Genomic DNA, 19983 nt, shown 5'->3' on the forward strand with positions numbered 1-19983 from the left:
AAAAGCTTCGATCAGTTCACCAGCCAAGCGTTGAAACGCTCGTTCAGTTCAACATCACGATCAGCCCAGAACTCAAAGTCATTGACTAGAGCATTTTCCAGGTTTGCCGCAGCTGTCGGCATATGCGACGCCATTTCGGTTTTTCCGTCCATGTAGGTGCCGACAAGCGCCCCTGAGGATTTCCGCGCCGGGCCATAGGAAATATATTGCGCCTGATCGGCAAGGCGCTGCGTATCAGTTGCGAAGGCAATGTAATCCATTGCCTCTTGCATATTTGGCGCCCCAACGGGAACGACGAACAGGTCAAAATCCATGATCTGACCATCCCAGATGATGTCGAAGGGCTTACCTTCGGCCACGGCAGCGTTGAAGATACGGCCATTATACGCGGTGGTCATGGTGACTTCACCATCGGCCAAAAGCTGTGGCGGTTGCGCGCCGGCATCCCACCAAACAACATCGTCTTTGATGGTGTCGAGCTTGGCAAACGCCTGATCCACGCCCTCATCTGTTTCCAATGTCTCATAGACTTCGGAGGCAGGAACGCCATCGGCCATCAGCGCCATTTCCAATGTCGCTTTTGCAGATTTACGCAGGCCGCGTTTACCCGGGAATGTGTCAATGTCGAAGAAATCTTCGATGGTTTCCGGCTTCAGGTCCGCAAATTTGGACGTGTCATAGGACACGACTGTCGACCAAACGATGTTGGCAACCGCACAATCGGTCAGGGCGCCTTCGATAAAATCATCCTCTGCCGGGGTGCCATCGGGTGCCGCGGGCAGGATGGATTTATCAATCTCGACCAGCATACCTTCATCGCACAGGCGCACGGCGTCGGAATATTCAACGTCAAACACGTCCGAAGACACGTTTCCGGCCTCAACCTGTGCCTTAATCGGCGCCGCAGGGTTATCAGACGCCACCATGTTCACGGTGATGCCAGTTTGCTCTTGGAACGGTTTGTTATACGCCTCAACCTGCGATTTTTCATAGGCACCACCCCATGAGACGACAGTGACCTCTTTCGCGGCAGCGGCGGTTCCGACGGCGACAAGCGCGGTGGTCAGAATAATGGCTGTTTTCATTTTATACTCCCAGTTATCTTTCGAACTTTGTGTTCGTTTTGACCGCAGTTTGCGGCATTCCGGGCGCGAACACCGTCGCGCCCATGAAATTCAAATTATGCAATTGGCTCCAGCGCACGGGCGTCCGCGGGGTTCCAACCGATCTTAATCTTAGATCCTTTCGGCATCATTTTCGCGCCCAATGTATTTCGTGTTTTCACAACGAAACCTTCGGTCCCGGCAACGCGCAAAACGGTGCGATATATATCGCCCATATAGACGACCTCGATCACTTCGGCGTCAATCAAATGCCAATTTGGCTCCATGCGGTCGGGATCGAATTCCACCCGCTCTGGCCGGATGGAAACCAGCGTCTCCTGACCCGCGTGGCGCACATTTACCGGCGTCGCCTCGATCAGCTCGCCCGACGCCAGACGCACGGTGCAAGTGTCAGCCGCCGCATCCAACGTTTCGACCTTGCCCGCCAGTTTGTTGTTTTCACCGATGAACTGCGCGACGAAGCTGTTTTTGGGCCTTTCATACAGCTCATCTGGTGGTGCAAGCTGTTGAATGCGGCCATCGTTAAACACCGCCACGCGGTCCGACATGGTCAGCGCTTCGCCCTGATCATGCGTTACATAGACCACTGTGATGCCAAGCCGTTCATGCAACGCTTTGATTTCAAACTGCATATGCTCACGCAGCTGTTTATCAAGCGCGCCAAGCGGCTCATCCATCAGCACCAATTCCGGATCAAAGCAAAGGGCACGGGCCAAAGCGATCCGCTGCTGCTGACCGCCGGACAATTGCGCAGGCCGGCGGCTGGCAAAACTGCCCATCTGGACCATATCCAGCGCGCGCATCACCTTCTTCTCGCGTTCGGCCTTGCCGATACCGCGCACCTCCAGCGGGAAAGCAAGGTTCTCCCCCACTGTCATATGCGGAAACAGCGCATAGTTTTGAAATACCATACCAATGCCACGCTTATGCGGCGGCACCATGTTGATATTCGTTCCATTCAGCAGAATTTCGCCATGCGTCGCGGTTTCAAAACCCGCCAACATCATCAGGCATGTCGTCTTACCGGACCCAGATGGGCCAAGCATCGTCAGAAATTCGCCCTTGCCAATCGAAAGGTTGAGGTCCTTAACGACCAGAGTTTCGCCGTCGTAGCTTTTCTGCACGCGATCGAAGGCGACAAAACTGTCGCCATTATTAGAATCACTCAAATCGGGCTCCCTGTCGATCTTTTTTGTTCGTTCGTTCCCGTAGGTGTCGACTAAACCAAGCGACCGTCAGAATTTCAACCCTTTGTGACAAATGCCCTAAGATAGACGATCCAAACCGTACATTTCGTCCTTAGACGCGTTGAAAAGCGCCAATTCACGCATCTTACGCGACCACTTCGAACAGCTGGAATGATCGATTTGACGGCGCCGCAAAACCGGAAGAATGCGTGCACCATAGCCCGTCTCAACCGGAGCGAGCCCCAAAAGGCCCGCTGACAAATGTGGTTGATTCGTCAGGATCGACTGCCGATTCGCCAAATCCATCGCAGCGAAGCCATTGGGCCCCGGCCAAAAGCTCTCAACCCACAGCCCATTTGCACAGATCAGGTCATGCCGCGGCAGCAAAATATGGTGGTAGGTGCAGCCACGTTTGCCACGCATGATCCGCGCCCCGCGCCACTCGGATTGCCCCAAATGACGCGCACGCGCCAAGCCGCCATTCATACCATCGGGCACATAAATCCCGTGCTGGCCCGACACATGCAGCGCATGCGGCTGGCCAAATACCCCTGCGGCAATTTGGACCGGAAGCAATCTGGGATCCGCCTGCATCTGCGCATGGCTGATATGGCGGGAGCCCGTCCAGATCACAGGCACCGGCGGACCATCCCGTCTGCAAATATAATCCCCAATTTGCAATGTTTCGACACAACGCGGGCCTGTCGGCGTCTTGACCATCGTGCCGGCCACAAGGCAAGGAATGCCCACGGAATGCAGCTGTGGTGCGGTGGACACCTGGCCGGGGCTGACGCCTTGTAACGTCACTTGCTCCCCATTTGGGAAGCTCAGAACAGCGTTACCGAAGCCGTCATCGGTTACGACAACATCCCATGCATTGACGGGATTGCCATCGGCATCGGTCAGATCGGCCACATCCAATTGGTCAATCGTCAACCCCGACCCGGCATCGGTCATATCAAAGTCGGTGACGATATCGCTGCCATCACCGTCGTTCAGATCAACCCTATCGGCACCGCTGCCGGTGGTGATACTGTCATTGCCCGAACCACCGGAGATCACATCATCGCCGGACCCGCCGAAGATCGTGTCATCTCCTGCATCGCCATGCAGGGTATCGGCACCTAGGCCGCCATAGATTACATCATTATCATCGCCGCCGAAAATAAGGTCGTCGCCGCCTTCCCCATGTAGGGAATCCGAACCGCTGCCGCCTGTGATCGTGTCCGCACCACCGCCAGTAAAGATGGTATCATTTCCCGCCCCACCATCGACCGAGCTGCGATAATCATCGGCCATATTGCCTGCGTAATCATCGATCAGGTCGTTGCCATCGCCACCCGACACCGTGTCATTGCCGAAGCCTGAATAGATAGTGTCGTCACCCGCGCCACCTTCGATACTGTCATCACCATCACCAGAAACGATGTTATCACTCTGGGCAGAACCGGTGATCGTATTCGCCCCGTCGCCCGCATCAATGGTGACACCATTGCTGGCGCCGGATGCATCAAACGTATCCGCAAAGCTGGTGCCTTGGACGGATTCAATTTCCCAGAAGTTATGGGTTGTTGTTCCACCATCATAGGTGAAAGATCCAGTTTCCCATCCGGTCCATGTCATTGACACAGGGCCGCCCGACAGCTCGATCACGTCCCAATCCGTGCCTCCTTCGCCGCCGTAAATGTTGGCGACCCCGTCCGTGTTAGACACAAGGAACGTGTCGGCATCATTGTCACCGATCAAAGTGTTTTGGCCGGCGCCCCCCGTCAGGGTATCATTTCCATCAGCCCCTTCCAGCGTGTCATTGCCATCGCCACCTGACAGATAGTCATCGCCGCCTGCGCCCCACAACGTGTCATCGCCTGCGCCACCATAAAGCGTATCCGCACCGGACCCGCCGCCGACAGTGTCATCCCCCCCGCCCATATCGGCATAGAATCCAGAGCCATCCGCAGCCCCATCGACAGAATCACCTTGGTTTGACCCGGTGATGGCTTCAATATTGTCGAATGTACCGCTGTTGCCGCCGCCACTGAACGTGCCGTCTTCAGATCCCGTGAACACAACCGTGACGCCCGATTGGGTATAATAGCTAAAATCAAGCGTATCGTTGTCACTGCCGGTGGTGGTGGTGCCACCGCCAAAAACCGTATCAATTCCCCAATTATCACTGAAATAGAATGTATCAGCATCGGCACCGCCATCCAGGCTGTCATTACCCGCGCCACCGGCCAAAGTGTCATTGCCATCGCCGCCATAGATCGTGTCGTCGCCATCGTCCCCGACAAGCTGATCGTCACCACCATCGCCGTAGATCAGGTCATTGCCTGCCCCGCCCCAAATGGTGTCATTCCCATCGCCACCATACAGGGTGTCATTGCCATTTTCACCATGCAGCAGGTCGTTGCCACTACCGCCATAAACAAGGTCATCCCCCCCGCCGGCATAGATCGTATCGTTCCCCGCCCCGCCATCGAGCGTATCATTGTAATCCCACCAGCCACCGGAGATATCGTCGATATAGTCATCGCCATCGCCGCCGCTAACGGAATCACCGTCCAGAGAGGTCGCGCCACCTTCGCCGTATAACAGCGTGTCATTGCCAGAGCCGCCATCAATCGTATCGGCCCCCTGGCCGGACTCGATCGTATCATCGCCTGCTCCGCCATAGAGCGAATCACCAGAGCTGCCGCCCCTGATCGAACTGCTGCTGGACTGCGAATAGGTGTTGCTGGACAACGATGAATAGGCGACGGGGGCCGCGTTGCTAGAGCTTGGGGCAGAAAACACCATCCCGGGCTGTAACGGGCTGGTAGAGATAAAACCGACCGGTGTCCCATCAATTTCAATAGAATACAGCGTCTGCGGGTTGCCGTATTCATCCGTATAGTTCCAGCTGTCTTCGACATAGCCACGGCCACTACCAACCGGATTTCCCGCGCCATCGGTGACAGATATGTTTTGATTGCTATCGTTGCCGACTTCGTTGGAATCACCGTCAAAATTGCCGTCATCATCGGTGATATTGAACGTATATCCATCGGTTGCAGAATCCCAATTGGGATCCAGCATATAGTTTGACCCGCCTGCCGATTGAAAGGCGCTTGGGCCGTACCCGATGAAAGTATAATTTGCCATTTCAATTGGTCCGGCGAGCGGACGCTACTCCAAACAAGAAGACACTACGGGCTGAGTGTTCACAAAATGTTCGAACATAGCGTTAACATTGGCCTAAAGCGCTGCATCACGCAGGGGCAATTCGGGGGGCCGGGGCGTTCAGGCTACTACAAGGGCCTTAATCAATCAAAAATAAGCTTGCCAATCGCCAAAACGATCAAGGATCCCACAATAGCCGCGCTGACCATAAGTGCTGCGCCACCAGCGGCCAAAGCACCAACGCCCAGGGCCGCAATTAAAAACGGTATCGCCACCGCGCCCAAAATGCCGATGGCGATATATCTCATACGGTGATTGCGCCCGGCCACAAGGCTGGCAATCCATCCCGCCAAAGCGCCACTGATGACCAAGGCTGCCAGCCCCAGAATACCCAGCGTAGCCACAAGATTTTCCATTACACTCTCCACTTCTTCTGATCACACAACGCATCACGCCCGCGTGAGTTCCGCACCGCTGCAAGAAATAAAACAACCCAAGGTTGTTCTTTGCGTTCAAAAAGTCGCAAATTCCTGTCACACTCCGGCAATGACACAGATAGTATTGCGGCTAGTCTTCTTATTCTGCGCTTTGATGGGGGCCACGGCACCGCAAGCCGGACCTTGGGCACGGGGGGCGGGAAATGTATTTGCCTCAATCAGCCACGATGCAGGATTGGACCACGATCCAACCGGCTGGCACAGTATCTATCTGGAATATGGACTAAGCGACGCAACCACCGCACTTTTTGATATCGGCAGTGATGGCGATCACAAACGTGATCTTTTGGCGATTTTACAGCGCCAATTCCCCCTGAGCGATGATTGGGGCGTCGCAAGTTGGCAGATCGGCCTAGGGGCGCGCAGCCAGAATGGCGATACATCGCCGCTGATCAAGTTGGGCGCCAATTGGGGGCGTGGATATAGCACGCATTGGGCAGCGCCCCTACCGCGCTCTGGATGGATCAGCGCCGAAGCTGCCCTATTTGCATCCAGCTACATCACATATGAAGCGCAGATGGACGATGATCTGTTGCGATACACTCAATACCTGGTGCTGGAACTACAGGGCAAATTGGATCTGACTGCCGGGCTGACACTGTCAGACCGATTAAAATGGATCAATCAACTGCAACTGTTCAAAGCGGATGAAACGCCGCTATCTGCAGATCTTTCATCGACGCTTGCGTTCGGGCTGGGCACCACGCCGCTGACCTTGGAAACCGGCGTGATCACCCCAGTGGCAGGCGGCGGTCAGACCCGCGCGAAACTTGCACTTTGGATCAGCTTTTAACATGATACTCACCAATAGTAGACGTCCTGGCTCGCAATGCCTATCGTGCGGCGATGACCACGATTGCCCTGATCCTTGGTGCGGCGGTCTGGCCCGGCGGCCAGCCCTCCCCCGCGCTACAGCGCCGCATTGACGCCGCGCTGGCGCTTTGGCACCAAACATCAGTGGATGTTATCATCTGCTGCGGTGGATGGGGGGTGCATGGCCCGGCAGAGGCGCAGGTTATCGCTCAAAGCCTGATCCAGGCCGGAGTGCCATGCGCTGCAGTGCTGGAAGAAGATCGCTCAACCAATACGGTCAGCAATATCGTCAATGCGCTGGAGATATGCCCGCAGTTACGTCAGGCTCATGGAATCTTGGTCACGGATCGTTACCACAGCTTTCGCGCCAGGTTGATCGCCCGCAGATTGGGTCTGCGCGTCACATGCTGTTGCCCGCCCGAACATCTGCTACGGCGCAAAACCCTGATCTTTGCTCGGCTGCGCGAATGTGCCGCCCTGATCAAAACCGGCTGGTGGATGCTGCGTTACTGATCAAACAGAACCGCCATCAGCGCCTCGATCTCATCATGGGCCGGGCTTCTGCGGGCTTCAATGGCCCCAAGGCCCTGCCCCAACGTCTCGGCGTAGATCACACGGTTGCTTAGGGAAGGTGCCAGAATCTCCACCCCCAAGCCGGAGGCAGCCTGCGCCACCTCTGCCGCCAATCGGGTGCCTTTTTTGACCCGGTTGAACACCACTTTGGGTGCCTTTCCTGCGCGGGTCGCCAAATCAATCACACCCTCTGTTGCCCAAAGGTCAACATGGCTGTCGGCAATGGGGATCAGCACCTCATCCGCCTCGCGCAGTGCCGGGCGCAGATCACTGTCCACCTTTGGCGGCGTGTCAATGATCACTACATCGGCCAGCCGGCCCAGCTTCTCACATTCATAGGACACACCCCATGCAGAGGCTGTCGAGAATTCTAACCCCGGATCTTCCATCCGTTCGCGCCGTGTCATGAACCAACGGCCCAACGATCCCTGCGGATCGGTATCGATCACCGCCACACGCACGCCGCGCGCGATCAGGCCGGTTGCCAGCGTTACGGCCAATGTCGTCTTCCCTGCACCGCCTTTTTGCTGCGCTACGGTAATCACCTTGGCCATATCACTCATTTCCCCATTTGATCACAAGATCGCAGCACATCTGAGCGATAAAGTAAATGCGCAGCATGGCTTAGCCGGACCGTTCCGTCAATTTCACCCTTGCGGCACAAAAAAACCGAGACGCTTTCACGTCTCGGTTTTCTTTGATCAAGGCTGTGGCCTTGGATCAGTCTGCAGCAACGATGGCAACGCCAAGCAGCAACAGAACTGGAACCAAGATACCAGCGTTCGAGGACGAACCGCCTTCAACAACAACCGGCTCTGCTTCAACAACAGGTGCGGTGTAACCACCAGCGAAAGCGGTCGAAGCCGAAAGGCCAGCCACGAGGGCGAGAGTAGCGATCTTTTTCATAGTAATCTCCGTCATTACCGTTGTGCCGCCCCCCAGGGCAGCATCGGATGCGAGATTTGCACACGGAATATTAATTGCAAAGGCTAAATCGTGAATATGGCAGTGCTCTCAGTGCTGAGTGTTGCAGTTTCGCAAGTGTTTCTAAAACCGATTTTGCGGCGCAGCGAACAAAACACGCCATTTCCGGCAAGGTCGCACATAGCCCCCTGAAATTAGGTCAAAAAAAATATATTTTCTATGGAACTTTTTACACCAGCTTCCCTTGGGTCGCGTAAAGCAATTCAAGGGACGAATCATCATCGTTTCGCCCTTTGAATACGTCCCAAGACACATACGACACGCCGCCGCGCTTTAAATCCGACGGCGCATCGGCAGGGACACGACAAACAAAACCGTGCTGACGGCGACAATGGACGGCCCTGCGGGCGTATCCCACACGATAGACGCCCACAGCCCGCCTAAAACAGACAAGGCCCCAATACCGCTGGAAACGATGGCCATCTGCTCGGGGGATCGTGCCCAGGCGCGGGCTGCCGCCGGTGGAATAATCAACATGGCCGCGATAAGAAGCGCACCAACGATTTTGATCGCCACCGCTACGGTCAGAGCCAAAGCGACGGTAAGTACCAAGGCTTCGCGGCGGGGGCTCAACCCGGACGCTTGTGCCAGCTCTTCGTTGATCGTCGTCGTCAGCAAGGCTTGCCAGCGCCACACTAATAGGGCCAACACCAGCCCCGCACCGCCCCAGACGATCCCGACATCCATGCGCGACACCGCCAGGATATCGCCGAACAACCATGCGGACAAATCAACCCGCAACCCCGAAATAAACGAGGCCGCGACCAGCCCGAATGCCAGGGCGGAATGGGCGAGCACACCCAAAATCGTATCCATTGCGTGGCCCCGCCCCGACAGGCGTGCCACCGTCAATGCCATGCCCAGCGCCACAGCCATCGTGCCCCAATAGACTGAGATACCAAAACCAAAGCTCAGCGCGACGCCCAAGATTGCCGCATGTGATGTGGCATCGCCAAAATAGGCCATACGCCGCCAGTTGACGAAAGACCCCAACGGCCCGGTTGCCAGGGTCAGCCCAATCCCCGCCAGCCCAGCGCGTGTCAAAAAATCATCAAGCATGATCGTGGTCCTGTGTATCGGGGTGATGATGGCTATGGCCGCAATTTTCATCGTGATCGTGGTCATGGGCGTGTTGATACAGCGCGAAGGCACCGCCTGTGCCCATACCAAAGAGCGCCCGATATTCAGGCGCCGCCGACACAACCTTGGGCGTGCCCTGACAACACACATGCCCGTTCAAACAGATCACCCGGTCAGAGGCCGACATGACCACATGCAAGTCATGGCTGACCATCAACACGGCAACACCGGTATCTGCGCGCAATTGCTCGATCAGCTTATAAAACCCGGCTGTTCCGGGCTGATCCAGCCCCTGTGTGGGCTCATCCAAAATCAGCACATGCGGATCGGCCAACATCGCACGGGCCAGCAAAACGCGCTGAAACTGCCCACCAGACAGGCCCGCAATCGGTCGGCTTCCGATATCAGGAACCCCGACACGGTCCAACACCTGCGCAGCGCGGGCATCTGTTACCCTGCGGGGCAAAGATAGGAAGCGCCGCACGCTCAATGGCAAACTGCCATCCACATGCAGTTTTTGCGGCACATAACCGATCCGCAATCCCAATTTGCGGTGGACCTGCCCTGCGGCCAGAGGCTGCAAGCCAATCAACGCCCGGATCAATGTCGACTTGCCCGACCCGTTCGGCCCGACCACGGTCACAATTTCCGCCGGTGCCAATGTCATCGACACACCCGATAGGACCTCTGTGCGGTTATGCGCAACGCAAAGATCCTGCGCCTGGATCAACGCGGTCATGCTGCGACGCTCGCGCAGCTGGGGCATTGGCCGACCGCCTCAATAGAGGCCCGCTCGACCACAAAACCAACCGCGGCGCCAGCTGCGTCAAGAGCGTTGCGAACCGGTCCGCCTTCGGCCTCGGCCACAGCATTGCAATCACGACAGATCAAGAAAATCGGCGCATGATCTTCTCCGGGATGGCCGCAGGCGACAAAGGCATTCAATCGACGGATGCGATGCGCGAACCCATGATCCACCAGAAAATCAAGCGCCCGATAGGCCACAGGCGGCTGTTTGCCAAACCCTTCTTCGGACAGCCGCTCCAACACTTCATAAGCACCGATTGCGCGATGCGCCTCAAGCAAGATTTCCAACGCGCGCCGCCGCACCGGGGTCAGACGAAGATTGCGCTCTTGCGCCATTTCTTCGGCCAAAGCCAACGCGTGGCCACTGCATAGGGTGTGATCATGGCTGGAAAACGCGCGGGCCTGCGCCACGGGTTCGCCACCAGGCTGAACGGCATCTTTGGGGGTATTCATGTTATATTATCACATTCCTATTGACGCGTGATAACATAACATAAATAACGTTGGCCGAGAACTCAATGCCCGATACCGGGCCTACTGCCGGAGACCCCAATGCGCCTTTTCCCGATTTGCCTTTCCGCCCTGATCGCCGCCAGCCCCACCCTGGCGCAGGTGCCGCAGGTGATGACTGATATTCCCGTAGTATATTCCCTCACTGCAAAGGTGATGGGGGATCTGGCCACGCCTGATGTGCTGCTGGATCGTGGCTCAGATGCGCATTCCTATCAATTGCGTCCCTCTCAGGCGCGCAAATTGCAAAACGCAGATCTGGTGATCTGGGTTGGGCCAGAGCTGACACCCTGGCTGGATCGTGCGCTGGACGGGCTAAGCGGTCAGACACCGCAGCTTTCGTTACTACATACCCCTGGCACGGAATTGCGGAATTTCGCTGATGCGCCCGAAGCTGCGCACGACCACGACCACGACCACGACCACGACGGGTCACATGACCACACCGACGAACACAACCATGCAAATAAAGATCATACAGAAGGGCATGGTGACCACGATGATCATGACCACAGCGGCACGGACCCGCATGCCTGGCTGGACCCCCATAATGCCGAACATTGGCTGACGGCGATCGCAGATCAACTTTCAACACTGGATCCACAGAACGCGCAAACCTACCGCGGCAATGCTGCCCAAGCCGCCAAACAATTGGCGCGACTGGATAGCGATTTGCAGGCGCAGCTTGCACCTATTGGGCACAAGCCCTTTGTTACCTTCCATGCTGCTTATGGCTATTTCACCGATCATTACGGGCTGGACACAGTTGGTAGCCTGTCGATGGGCGATGCGGCCGCACCCGGGGCTGCGCATCTGTCCCAGCTGCGCGACACGCTGACCCAAAAGAACGTGCTATGCGCCTTCCCGGAACCGCAACAAGACCCCAAGCCCCTGCAACAGGTGATTGAGGGCACGCAGACCCGTCTAGGAGCCCCGCTTGACCCCACCGGCAGCACGCTTCCCCTTACCCCCGCATTGTATGAAACATTGCTGCGCAGCTTTGGCACGGCACTCTCTGAGTGCCTGACACAAACGCCCTAAGCATATGGCATCACGCTAAGGGTTGAACCCGACCTTGCGGCATGGTCATAACATTCCCGACATGACTGTGGAGGAAATGATGGATTGGCTGGCCGCAAGCGTCACAAATGACACGTTGTCGATATGGGACGATGGTGCAGAGCCCGCCCGCCATATCCCATTGCAGGGCGCAGATGCACATGATGTTATTCGCGCCCAGATGGAGCGTCACGGCCTGACGCGGGCGGTTCTTGCAGGCCCAGAAAGCCCACACAAAGCCATTCCTTGTGCCCCGGTGACGCCATCGCAGGCTTTAGGCGTGATCCATATCCCCATCTTGACACAAACGGCCCCAGCCGCCGAATTGCCGGCCCGGCAGACAGCAACAGTTGCGGGGGTGCTGCAAGCCCATCCAAAATTCGACGGCGTGATCTGCCTGACCGGCCCAGAAACATATTGGGTGCATGTATCAGCAGCCGAGGTCATCTCGGTCGCAGCGTCCAGCGCGGATCGGCTGTTTCGCGCGCTCTATCCGCACAGATTGCCCACAACCGATGCAGCATTTAACGATGCTCTCTCCGCCGCCCAGTCACGGCCAGAGCGGATGCTGCTTACAACATCAACCCAGGATCCCAATCGGTTCATGGGCAGTTTGATCGGCGCGGAGCTGACTGCCACACGCGCATGGTGGCTGGGTCAGCAGGTTCTGGCATTGGGTCCAACGGCGCATTTACGCGCCCATGCCCTGACGGCGCAGGCCACCATGGTCACCACCGGCGCGGACGAACCCGCCCTTCTGGCCGGTTTGCGCATGGCCGCAGGCCTGTGATATTTGCGAATGTGTCACAAGACAAATCCAAACCACAATGTTAGAGACCATTCGATAACTTACTGAAAGGTATGCCCGTGTCAGCGCCCGACTTCTCTATCATCCTGTCAGACCTTGCGCCCGGATTTGGCATCAGCCGTCCAGCCGCATTATGTTTCGGGGCGATCTGGCGTGCCGCTCAATCCCCATCTGCAGAAGAATTGGTGACCATCCTGGGCATCTCGCGCTCCAATGTCTCAACGGCCCTCAAAGAGTTGCGCCACCTGGGATTGGTGCAATCCGCACGTACGCCGGGCTCACGGCGCGATTACTTCTTTGCGGATCCTGATCCTTGGGCGTTACTTCGGCAGCTGATCATCACCCGCCAGCAACGCGATATTGCCGTGCTCAGTGCACGGCTAACGGCCTTGGCGCAATCCGAAGATGATGGACGCGTGCAACCTTTGGCCGATGTGGCACAAACAGCCAACAGTTGGATGGCGGGGCTGGGTGCGCTTGCTCCTGCAGATCTGGCGAAGCTGATGCAAGATGCACCCCGACCGCGGAAAAAGAAAAAGCTGAAATAAAACGCCCCCAAAACCACAACGGGCTAAGGGGGCGTCATTCGTAAGGCGACTTAACCGACGTCAGACATATCAAAGCCAAGATGCTTGGCCACGGCAAAGATATCCTTATCCCCACGGCCACACATATTCATCACGATGATATGGTCTTTAGGCAGCGTCGGCGCCAGTTTCATTACATGCGCCAAGGCATGGCTTGGCTCCAATGCGGGAATGATCCCCTCAGTCTTGCACGAGAATTGGAAGGCCTCCAGTGCTTCATTATCCGTGATCGACACATATTTCGCCCGCCCGATATCATGCAGCCATGCATGTTCTGGCCCAATGCCGGGATAATCCAAACCCGCCGAAATGGAATGACCTTCCAAGATCTGGCCATCCGCGTCTTGCAGCAAATAGGTGCGATTGCCATGCAGCACACCGGGCCGGCCGCCCGTCAACGATGCGCAATGTTCCATCTTCTCATCCACACCGTGACCGCCAGCCTCAACGCCGACAATATTCACCGATGGATCGTCCAGGAACGGATAAAACAGCCCCATAGCATTCGACCCACCGCCAATCGCCGCAATCACTGTGTCAGGTAAGCGGCCCTCGCCCTCCTGCTCCGCCAATTGCCAACGCACTTCCTTACCGATGATCGATTGAAAATCGCGCACCATCGCAGGATAGGGATGCGGCCCTGCCACGGTTCCAATGCAATAGAACGTGTCATGCACATTGGTCACCCAATCACGCAGCGCATCATTCATCGCGTCTTTCAATGTTCCACGACCTGAGGTCACAGGCACAACCTCCGCTCCCAAAAGCCGCATCCGAAACACATTGGGCGCCTGCCGTTCAACATCGGTCGCGCCCATATACACGACACATTTCAACCCCATCTTCGCGCAAACGGTCGCGGTGGCCACCCCATGCTGACCTGCCCCGGTTTCCGCCAAAATCCGGGTCTTCCCCATCCGCTTGGCCAAAATCAGCTGACCCAGAACATTGTTGATCTTATGCGCACCAGTGTGGTTCAGCTCATCGCGCTTCAGATAGATCTTCGCGCCGCCCAATTCTTCGGTCATGCGCGGCGCATGATACAGCGGCGAGGGACGGCCAACATAATGCTTCCACAAATCATCCATCTCGACCCAAAAACTCGCATCGGTCTTGGCGGCCTCATAATGCGCCTCCAGATCCAGGATCAGCGGCATCAGCGTCTCAGACACGAACCGCCCACCGAAAATCCCGAAACGCCCGTTATCATCTGGCACTTTCATGAAACTGTTGATCAGATCGTCGGCCATGGCCCTCTCCCTCACGCGAATTGGTCAACAGGATGTAGCGCTCTCGCAACGAAAGATAAAGCGCCGCCCTTTCATCTTGCTATAAATATCCAAGACACAACATTGCACAGCCACGCCACTGGCGGTGAATTTTGCGCCCCGCCCCGCCGTCACACTTGCGCCGTGGCTTGACGCCACCCGCGCCCCGCTGTAGCTGCAAAATCATGGCACGCGCACCCCTTTTGCAGATCTCCGATCTCTCCCTCACCCATGGTGGAAACCCTGTTTTTGACGGGCTCGACCTTATTGTTCAGCAAAGCGACCGTGTCGCGTTGGTCGGGCGCAATGGCTCGGGCAAATCGACCCTGATGAAAATCATGGCCGGCCTGATTGAGGCCGATCAAGGCGATATTGTCATCCCGCCCGGTGTCTCGGTCGGATATATGGAACAAGAGCCGGATCTCAGCGCCTATGAGACGCTCGGAGATTACGCGGCCTCCGAACTTGATCCAATGGAAACTTATAAAATCGAGATGGTCGCTGAAGGGTTGAAGTTTAACCCCGATACCCCGGTGGCCACCGCATCAGGCGGAGAGCGCCGCCGCGCCGCATTGGCCAAGCTCTTGGCAGAAGCACCCGAATTGATGCTGCTTGATGAACCAACAAACCACTTGGACATCGAAGCCATCGCTTGGCTGGAAGATCAGCTGAAATCCACCCGCGCGGCTTTTGTTTTGATCAGCCACGACCGGGCCTTCTTGCGCGCACTGACCCGCGCGACCCTGTGGATCGACCGTGGCAAAGTCCGCCGTCAGGAACGCGGGTTTGAACATTTCGAAGATTGGCGCGAAGAGGTTTGGGCGGCAGAAGATGACGCGCGGGCTAAGCTGGATAAAAAGATCAAAGCCGAGGGCAAATGGGCGGTTGAGGGGATCTCTGCCCGACGTAAACGCAACCAGGGCCGTTTGCGCGCCTTGCATGATATGCGGGATGAACGCGCCAATCAGATCAAACGCCAAGGCGTTGCCGCGATGGAGCTATCGGCCGCGCCCAATTCTGGCAAACGCGTGTTTGAGGCCACGAACCTGACCAAACGGTTTGGCGACAAGACAATCGTAGAAGGTTTTGATCTGCGCGTGTTGCGCGGCGACCGGATCGCCTTTGTTGGCCCGAACGGCGTGGGCAAAACCACTCTTTTGAAACTGTTGATTGGCGAACTGGCCCCCGATGAGGGCAATGTCAAACTGGGCACCAATCTGGAAATGGCGGTGTTTGATCAGGCCCGCGCAACACTGGATTTCAACCAAACTCTGTGGAACGGTCTGGTCAATGACCCCGATATGGCTGTGAAGGGGAACTCTGATCAGGTTATGGTACGCGGCCAGCCCAAACATGTTGTCGCGTATTTGAAAGATTTCTTGTTTGATGAATCTCAGGCGCGCGCGCCGATTGGGTCGCTATCGGGCGGCGAGCGTGCGCGCTTACTGCTGGCGCGGATCATGGCGCGGGACTCCAACCTGCTGATCCTCGACGAACCCACAAACGATCTGGATGTCGAAACGCTGGACCTGCTACAAGACATTCTAGGCGATTACGATGGCACCGTGCTGCTTGTCAGCCACGACCGTGACTTTATCGATCGCGTGGCCACGACCACCATCGCAATGGAAGGCGCCGGCCGCGTCACCGCCTATCCTGGCGGCTGGAGCGATTACCGCCACCAACGCAGCTTGGCCCAAAGCGAACCGGAGCCGGCGGCAAAACCCTCTGGGAACGCAACCAAACCCAACGCGAAGCCTGACAAAACCGCCCCTGTCAAATCCGCACTTAGCTTCACCGAAAAGCACCGCCTTGAAACGCTTCCGGGTGTGATTGAGCGGCTGGAAGCGGAAATCAGCAAGCTGGAAGGCTTCTTGGCGGACCCTGAGCTCTTTACCAAAGAGCCCGAAAAATTCCAAAAAGCGACCGATGCGCTGGTAGAACGGCATACGGCCCTATCAGATGCAGAAGAAGAATGGATGGCGCTGGAAGAGAAAGCCAACGGTTGATCTGCCGACACCCCCACAACGCTCGCGCCGGGATTGCTCAAGGTTTCGGTTTGTTTAATTGTGATCAAGCACGCGCAGCAAACCCCTTGTTTGCGCCGGCTGACCGCCTTATCCTCACGGGAGTTTGAACAAGAAGCGGCGTGGCCTTTCTGCAAGCGAATTTAGACAAGAGTTCCAGACCTATGACAGCGCAATCAAAAACTGATGAGAGCACACGCATTGAAGCGCTTAGCTCCTATTGCGTGGTTGGCACACCTGCCGAAAAAGAATATGACGATGTCGTCCGCCTTGTGGCGGGAATTTGTGATGTTCCAATCGCCTTGGTCAGCATGCTGGAAGAAGGTCGCCAATGGTTCAAGGCAAGCGTTGGGACGGATCTGACCGAAACGCCGCGCGATATGGCAATTTGCAGCTACACGATCCTGGGCACGGATATTCTGGAAATTGAAGACACGACCAAAGACCCCCGGACCCGCGCCAATCCGCTGTGTCTGGGCGATGACCCGATGCGGTTTTATGCGGGCATGCCGCTGATCAACCGTGAGGGTCTGGCAATTGGTACAGTCTGCATCTTGGATAAAAAACCGCGGGTCTTGACCGCTTTACAGCGCGAAACGCTGCGCGTCATGGCCGGTCAGGTGATGAACCAGCTAGAGCTGCGCCGCAGCTTACGGATCACGACCGAATTGCGCGGCGAGGTCGATCACCGGGTCAAAAATTCATTGCAATCTTTGGCGGCATTGGCGTCGATCAAAGCACGCATGGCCAAGGTGCCCGAGGCGAAAGACGCGCTACGTGCGTTGCAACGCCGGATTCAAACCGTCGCGATGCTGCATGAGCAACTGTATAAGGCGGATAATGGCACCGCGGTGGATCTGGGTGGGTATCTAAGCAATGTCGCGCGGTTCCTGGAATCGCAGACGCCGGACCGTCTGCAAGTGCGCTGTAATGTGATCAAGGTCGAGGTCCTCGCAGAGCAGGCGGCAGCGTTTGGCACTTTGGTCAACGAATTCGTGGCCAATTCCATCAAACACGGGTTCCCGAACGCGCTGAAAGGCACGGTGACCATTGATTTGGAACTGAACCTGAAGGGCGAATACCAGCTGCGTATCCGTGACGATGGCATCGGCCTCGCCCAAGGGGCAGAGCCGCAAAAAGGTCTTGGCCTGCAAATCATGGAAGCCTCTGCCGCGCAGGCCAATGCCAGCTATACCGTGGCCCCGCAAACACCTGGCTTTGGGATTTCGTGCACGTTCACGCCGCGCCGCAAGCGCTAAGGCGCGCATTTCGAACGGCGCGGCCAGGGTGAATGGCCCATAACGCTTGACAGATCGCCGTGATTACACGATATAGCCACCAACCGGCGAAGGGATTCTTTCGCCGGTGACTTATTTTTCACACACGCCCTGACACGGGCGCGCTGTTCGAAGGCGGGGAGCTCCCCACAAACACCCGAAGACGGGGGCCATAGAATGCGGAAGACAAAAAGGACGACCCTATGTTTGCGGTCCTCAAGACTGGCGGCAAGCAGTATAAAGTTCAGGCAGGCGATGTTCTGCGCGTTGAGCTTTTGGATGCTGCTGCTGGCGAAACAGTTCAGTTCAATGACATTCTGATGGTTGGCGGTGAAACGCTTACCGTTGGCGCGCCGCTCGTGGCAGGTGCTGCTGTTCAGGCAGAAGTCATCGACAACATCAAAGCTGACAAAGTGATCACGTATCATAAGCGTCGTCGTAAGCACTCGTCGCAGCGGACCCGTGGTCACCGTCAAAAACTGACGCTGCTGCGCGTCACCAACATTGTCGCTTCGGGCGCAGATGCTTCGGTTAAAGAAGCTGTCGGCACCGCAGTCGCGCGCCGCGCGGCGCACGCAGCGCAATAAACAGGGGAGACACCACCCATGGCACATAAAAAAGCAGGCGGTTCATCCCGTAACGGTCGCGACTCCGCTGGTCGTCGTCTTGGCGTTAAACTGTATGGCGGTCAGGCCGCTATTCCGGGCAACATCATCGTTCGTCAGCGCGGCACGAAAGTGTACGCAGGCGAGAACGTTATGATGGGCAAAGACCACACACTGTTCGCAGTTGCGAATGGTCGCGTCACATTCTCGAAGGGCCTGAAAGGGCGCACCTTCGTTTCGGTTCTTCCGGCAGCGGAAGCGGCCGAATAAGCCGACCCACCCGGGACATAAAATTTGGGGGATCGGCCAAGGCCGGTCCCCTTTGTCGTTTGTGGTGCCAAAGGTGCGCTGTGGCTTGGAGGAGAAGTCCCCAGCATGCCGCAATCATAACAAGACCGCATCCTTGCGACTGCCCGTTTTGCGTGCATTTTAATCTTAGTTTAATATCGGCAGTTTATCTGCCCAACCTGCCGGCTCCAAAAGAGAAAATGAAGCCGAACGTGTCGAGGAGGACGCGATATGTTTCAGGAACCGATTTCGACGCAACCCGTCATTGAAGCTGAACGGTTCGTGCTGCGCCCGCTACGGCGGTCTGACGCGGGATTGATTGCGCTGTATAGCAGTGACAAACGCGTGGCCGTTGGCACGCGCGCCATTCCACACCCGTTGCCACCAGGCACCACAGAATCCTATATCGCGCGCGCTATGTCTGGGTCCACCCGCGAAGATGTCTGGGCCTTGGACGGGTCGGCGCATGGCCTTGCAGAAGTATTGGGCGTTATCTCATTGGAACGGCTGGACGATGATCAATCCGAAATTGGCTTTTGGCTGGGGGCTGGGTTTTGGAATGCCGGCTTTGCCTCCGAAGCCGTGCAAGCCATCGTCGCAGCTAATCCCCATAATGCCCGCACATTGTTTGCAGAGGTTTTTCAGGACAATCCCGGCTCTGCCCGGGTGCTAAGCAATGCCGATTTTGAATATCTGGGTGATGCAGAAAGCTGGTCCTTGGCCCGCGGCAGCCATGTTGCCACATGGACCTATTTGCGGAAAATGAGCTGATGACACTGGGCCGCGCCTATATGAACACGGCGCGGTTACAGCTGCGTCCACCAGCACAAAGCGATATTCCGCATCTGGCGGAAATTTTGAACGATTTCAGAATTTCTGGCTGGCTGGGGAATGTGCCCTACCCCTATGGGCGTAAAGATGCCGAGCAGTTCATTGTCACAAATGAGAAAAATTCCGGTCAGGTCTGGATGATCCATGACACTGCAGGATTGATTGGTATGGTCGGTACTGTCGGGGAATTGGGCTATTGGCTGGCACCGCGCGCCTGGAAACATGACTATGCGTCAGAGGCGGCGCAGGCTGCAACACAGGCCTATTTTGCCGCTCCAGACGCACATGATCTGCGGGCGGGATATTTCACCGGCAACACTCGATCTGCCAGTGTCTTACACCGGTTAGGCTTTGAACATGTGCAGACAAACCGTAAATATTGCCGCGCGCGCGGCGAGCATCTTTTGCATGAGGCAATGCTGCTGACGCATGATCGCTGGGCTACGCGCCACTGACCGTCAGATTGCCTTGAAATATTGGACCGTCGCCGGGGATAGCC

The 19983-nt window shown here is 56.7% G+C and carries 21 protein-coding genes; 11 read left to right on the top strand and 10 right to left on the bottom strand.

Translation table 11 applies throughout. The annotated features are described in order from the left end of the window. Nucleotides 1–11: 11 nt before the first annotated feature. The 4 genes from BFP70_RS16830 to BFP70_RS16845 all read right to left on the bottom strand — a co-directional run bounded on the left by BFP70_RS16830 (nt 12) and on the right by BFP70_RS16845 (nt 5886). Nucleotides 12–1085, bottom strand: a complete 1074-nt coding sequence (locus tag BFP70_RS16830) for an ABC transporter substrate-binding protein (protein WP_066012796.1) — start codon at nt 1083–1085, stop codon at nt 12–14. A 95-nt stretch (nt 1086–1180) separates the two neighbouring features. Then, entirely contained in the window at nt 1181–2293 is a 1113-nt protein-coding gene (locus tag BFP70_RS16835) for an ABC transporter ATP-binding protein (RefSeq protein ID WP_066012797.1), read from the bottom strand. A 96-nt stretch (nt 2294–2389) separates the two neighbouring features. Then, nucleotides 2390–5452: a Hint domain-containing protein gene (locus tag BFP70_RS16840; RefSeq protein WP_066012798.1), complete on the bottom strand. Its 3063-nt coding sequence runs from the start codon at nt 5450–5452 to the stop codon at nt 2390–2392. Between the two features lie 161 nt (nt 5453–5613). Continuing rightward, a complete protein-coding gene (locus BFP70_RS16845) occupies nt 5614–5886 on the bottom strand; it encodes a hypothetical protein (RefSeq protein ID WP_066012799.1) in 273 nt (90 codons plus the stop codon). A 130-nt stretch (nt 5887–6016) separates the two neighbouring features. Here BFP70_RS16845 and BFP70_RS16850 point away from each other — a divergent pair, with 130 nt between their 5' ends. Together BFP70_RS16850 and BFP70_RS16855 are read left to right on the top strand one after the other, a co-directional pair. After that, nucleotides 6017–6760, top strand: coding sequence for a hypothetical protein (locus tag BFP70_RS16850; protein ID WP_141693243.1), 744 nt, complete (start codon nt 6017–6019; stop codon nt 6758–6760). 53 nt (nt 6761–6813) lie between these two features. Further along, nucleotides 6814–7293 carry a YdcF family protein gene (locus tag BFP70_RS16855; RefSeq protein ID WP_066012801.1) on the top strand — a complete coding sequence of 160 codons (480 nt, stop codon included), beginning with the start codon at nt 6814–6816 and terminating at the stop codon, nt 7291–7293. Here BFP70_RS16855 and parA read toward each other — a convergent pair. The 5 genes from parA to BFP70_RS16880 form a co-directional block, all read right to left on the bottom strand. Next, a complete protein-coding gene (gene parA / locus BFP70_RS16860; protein WP_066012802.1) occupies nt 7287–7907 on the bottom strand; it encodes a ParA family partition ATPase in 621 nt (206 codons plus the stop codon). The two genes, BFP70_RS16855 and parA, sit on opposite strands and share 7 nt — an antisense overlap. A 166-nt stretch (nt 7908–8073) precedes the next feature. After that, nucleotides 8074–8259: a hypothetical protein gene (locus tag BFP70_RS16865; protein ID WP_066012803.1), complete on the bottom strand. Its 186-nt coding sequence runs from the start codon at nt 8257–8259 to the stop codon at nt 8074–8076. 351 nt (nt 8260–8610) lie between these two features. Further along, nucleotides 8611–9396, bottom strand: coding sequence for an iron chelate uptake ABC transporter family permease subunit (locus BFP70_RS16870; RefSeq protein WP_066012804.1), 786 nt, complete (start codon nt 9394–9396; stop codon nt 8611–8613). Next, nucleotides 9389–10156: a metal ABC transporter ATP-binding protein gene (locus BFP70_RS16875; protein ID WP_066012942.1), complete on the bottom strand. Its 768-nt coding sequence runs from the start codon at nt 10154–10156 to the stop codon at nt 9389–9391. Before BFP70_RS16875 ends, BFP70_RS16870 begins: the two co-directional genes overlap by 8 nt. Beyond that, on the bottom strand, nt 10153–10677 hold the full coding sequence (locus BFP70_RS16880) for a Fur family transcriptional regulator (RefSeq protein WP_066012805.1): 525 nt from the start codon (nt 10675–10677) through the stop codon (nt 10153–10155). Before BFP70_RS16880 ends, BFP70_RS16875 begins: the two co-directional genes overlap by 4 nt. A 99-nt stretch (nt 10678–10776) precedes the next feature. Between BFP70_RS16880 and BFP70_RS16885 the strand changes: the two genes are divergently transcribed. The 3 genes from BFP70_RS16885 (at nt 10777) to BFP70_RS16895 (ending at nt 13149) form a co-directional block, all read left to right on the top strand. Continuing rightward, a complete protein-coding gene (locus BFP70_RS16885) occupies nt 10777–11775 on the top strand; it encodes a zinc ABC transporter substrate-binding protein (protein ID WP_066012806.1) in 999 nt (332 codons plus the stop codon). 61 nt (nt 11776–11836) lie between these two features. After that, entirely contained in the window at nt 11837–12583 is a 747-nt protein-coding gene (locus tag BFP70_RS16890) for a 2-dehydro-3-deoxygalactonokinase (RefSeq protein ID WP_083217579.1), read from the top strand. 77 nt (nt 12584–12660) lie between these two features. Then, nucleotides 12661–13149, top strand: a complete 489-nt coding sequence (locus tag BFP70_RS16895) for a GbsR/MarR family transcriptional regulator (protein ID WP_176715592.1) — start codon at nt 12661–12663, stop codon at nt 13147–13149. 50 nt (nt 13150–13199) lie between these two features. Here the strand turns inward: BFP70_RS16895 and trpB are convergent, their stop codons facing one another. After that, nucleotides 13200–14438 (bottom strand): tryptophan synthase subunit beta, encoded by a 1239-nt coding sequence (gene trpB, locus BFP70_RS16900; protein ID WP_066012809.1) that lies wholly within the window; start codon nt 14436–14438, stop codon nt 13200–13202. Nucleotides 14439–14641: 203 nt separating this feature from the next. Between trpB and BFP70_RS16905 the strand changes: the two genes are divergently transcribed. From BFP70_RS16905 to BFP70_RS16930, 6 genes are all read left to right on the top strand, one after another. After that, nucleotides 14642–16465, top strand: a complete 1824-nt coding sequence (locus BFP70_RS16905; RefSeq protein ID WP_066012810.1) for an ATP-binding cassette domain-containing protein — start codon at nt 14642–14644, stop codon at nt 16463–16465. Between the two features lie 182 nt (nt 16466–16647). Next, a complete protein-coding gene (locus BFP70_RS16910) occupies nt 16648–17742 on the top strand; it encodes a histidine kinase dimerization/phosphoacceptor domain -containing protein (RefSeq protein WP_066012811.1) in 1095 nt (364 codons plus the stop codon). A gap of 221 nt (nt 17743–17963) precedes the next feature. After that, nucleotides 17964–18347: a 50S ribosomal protein L21 gene (rplU, locus tag BFP70_RS16915; protein WP_066012812.1), complete on the top strand. Its 384-nt coding sequence runs from the start codon at nt 17964–17966 to the stop codon at nt 18345–18347. An 18-nt stretch (nt 18348–18365) separates the two neighbouring features. Continuing rightward, nucleotides 18366–18635 (top strand): 50S ribosomal protein L27, encoded by a 270-nt coding sequence (gene rpmA / locus BFP70_RS16920; protein WP_066012813.1) that lies wholly within the window; start codon nt 18366–18368, stop codon nt 18633–18635. 249 nt (nt 18636–18884) lie between these two features. Next, nucleotides 18885–19424: a GNAT family N-acetyltransferase gene (locus BFP70_RS16925; protein ID WP_066012814.1), complete on the top strand. Its 540-nt coding sequence runs from the start codon at nt 18885–18887 to the stop codon at nt 19422–19424. Beyond that, on the top strand, nt 19397–19939 hold the full coding sequence (locus tag BFP70_RS16930) for a GNAT family N-acetyltransferase (protein WP_083217588.1): 543 nt from the start codon (nt 19397–19399) through the stop codon (nt 19937–19939). Before BFP70_RS16925 ends, BFP70_RS16930 begins: the two co-directional genes overlap by 28 nt. Nucleotides 19940–19983: the final 44 nt, after the last annotated feature.

Source organism: Thioclava sp. SK-1 (assembly GCF_001705665.1).
Lineage (GTDB): Bacteria > Pseudomonadota > Alphaproteobacteria > Rhodobacterales > Rhodobacteraceae > Thioclava.

Coding starts and splice junctions, on each gene's coding strand:
- BFP70_RS16870 (WP_066012804.1), bottom strand. CDS start 9,396: ATGCTTGATGATTTTTTGACACGCGCTGGGCTGGCGGGGATTGGGCTG.
- BFP70_RS16865 (WP_066012803.1), bottom strand. CDS start 8,259: ATGAAAAAGATCGCTACTCTCGCCCTCGTGGCTGGCCTTTCGGCTTCG.
- BFP70_RS16885 (WP_066012806.1), top strand. CDS start 10,777: ATGCGCCTTTTCCCGATTTGCCTTTCCGCCCTGATCGCCGCCAGCCCC.
- rpmA (WP_066012813.1), top strand. CDS start 18,366: ATGGCACATAAAAAAGCAGGCGGTTCATCCCGTAACGGTCGCGACTCC.
- BFP70_RS16905 (WP_066012810.1), top strand. CDS start 14,642: ATGGCACGCGCACCCCTTTTGCAGATCTCCGATCTCTCCCTCACCCAT.
- BFP70_RS16845 (WP_066012799.1), bottom strand. CDS start 5,886: ATGGAAAATCTTGTGGCTACGCTGGGTATTCTGGGGCTGGCAGCCTTG.
- trpB (WP_066012809.1), bottom strand. CDS start 14,438: ATGGCCGACGATCTGATCAACAGTTTCATGAAAGTGCCAGATGATAAC.
- BFP70_RS16830 (WP_066012796.1), bottom strand. CDS start 1,085: ATGAAAACAGCCATTATTCTGACCACCGCGCTTGTCGCCGTCGGAACC.
- rplU (WP_066012812.1), top strand. CDS start 17,964: ATGTTTGCGGTCCTCAAGACTGGCGGCAAGCAGTATAAAGTTCAGGCA.
- BFP70_RS16930 (WP_083217588.1), top strand. CDS start 19,397: ATGGACCTATTTGCGGAAAATGAGCTGATGACACTGGGCCGCGCCTAT.
- BFP70_RS16910 (WP_066012811.1), top strand. CDS start 16,648: ATGACAGCGCAATCAAAAACTGATGAGAGCACACGCATTGAAGCGCTT.
- BFP70_RS16890 (WP_083217579.1), top strand. CDS start 11,837: ATGACTGTGGAGGAAATGATGGATTGGCTGGCCGCAAGCGTCACAAAT.
- BFP70_RS16850 (WP_141693243.1), top strand. CDS start 6,017: ATGACACAGATAGTATTGCGGCTAGTCTTCTTATTCTGCGCTTTGATG.
- BFP70_RS16855 (WP_066012801.1), top strand. CDS start 6,814: ATGACCACGATTGCCCTGATCCTTGGTGCGGCGGTCTGGCCCGGCGGC.
- BFP70_RS16880 (WP_066012805.1), bottom strand. CDS start 10,677: ATGAATACCCCCAAAGATGCCGTTCAGCCTGGTGGCGAACCCGTGGCG.
- BFP70_RS16875 (WP_066012942.1), bottom strand. CDS start 10,156: ATGACCGCGTTGATCCAGGCGCAGGATCTTTGCGTTGCGCATAACCGC.
- BFP70_RS16925 (WP_066012814.1), top strand. CDS start 18,885: ATGTTTCAGGAACCGATTTCGACGCAACCCGTCATTGAAGCTGAACGG.
- BFP70_RS16840 (WP_066012798.1), bottom strand. CDS start 5,452: ATGGCAAATTATACTTTCATCGGGTACGGCCCAAGCGCCTTTCAATCG.
- parA (WP_066012802.1), bottom strand. CDS start 7,907: ATGGCCAAGGTGATTACCGTAGCGCAGCAAAAAGGCGGTGCAGGGAAG.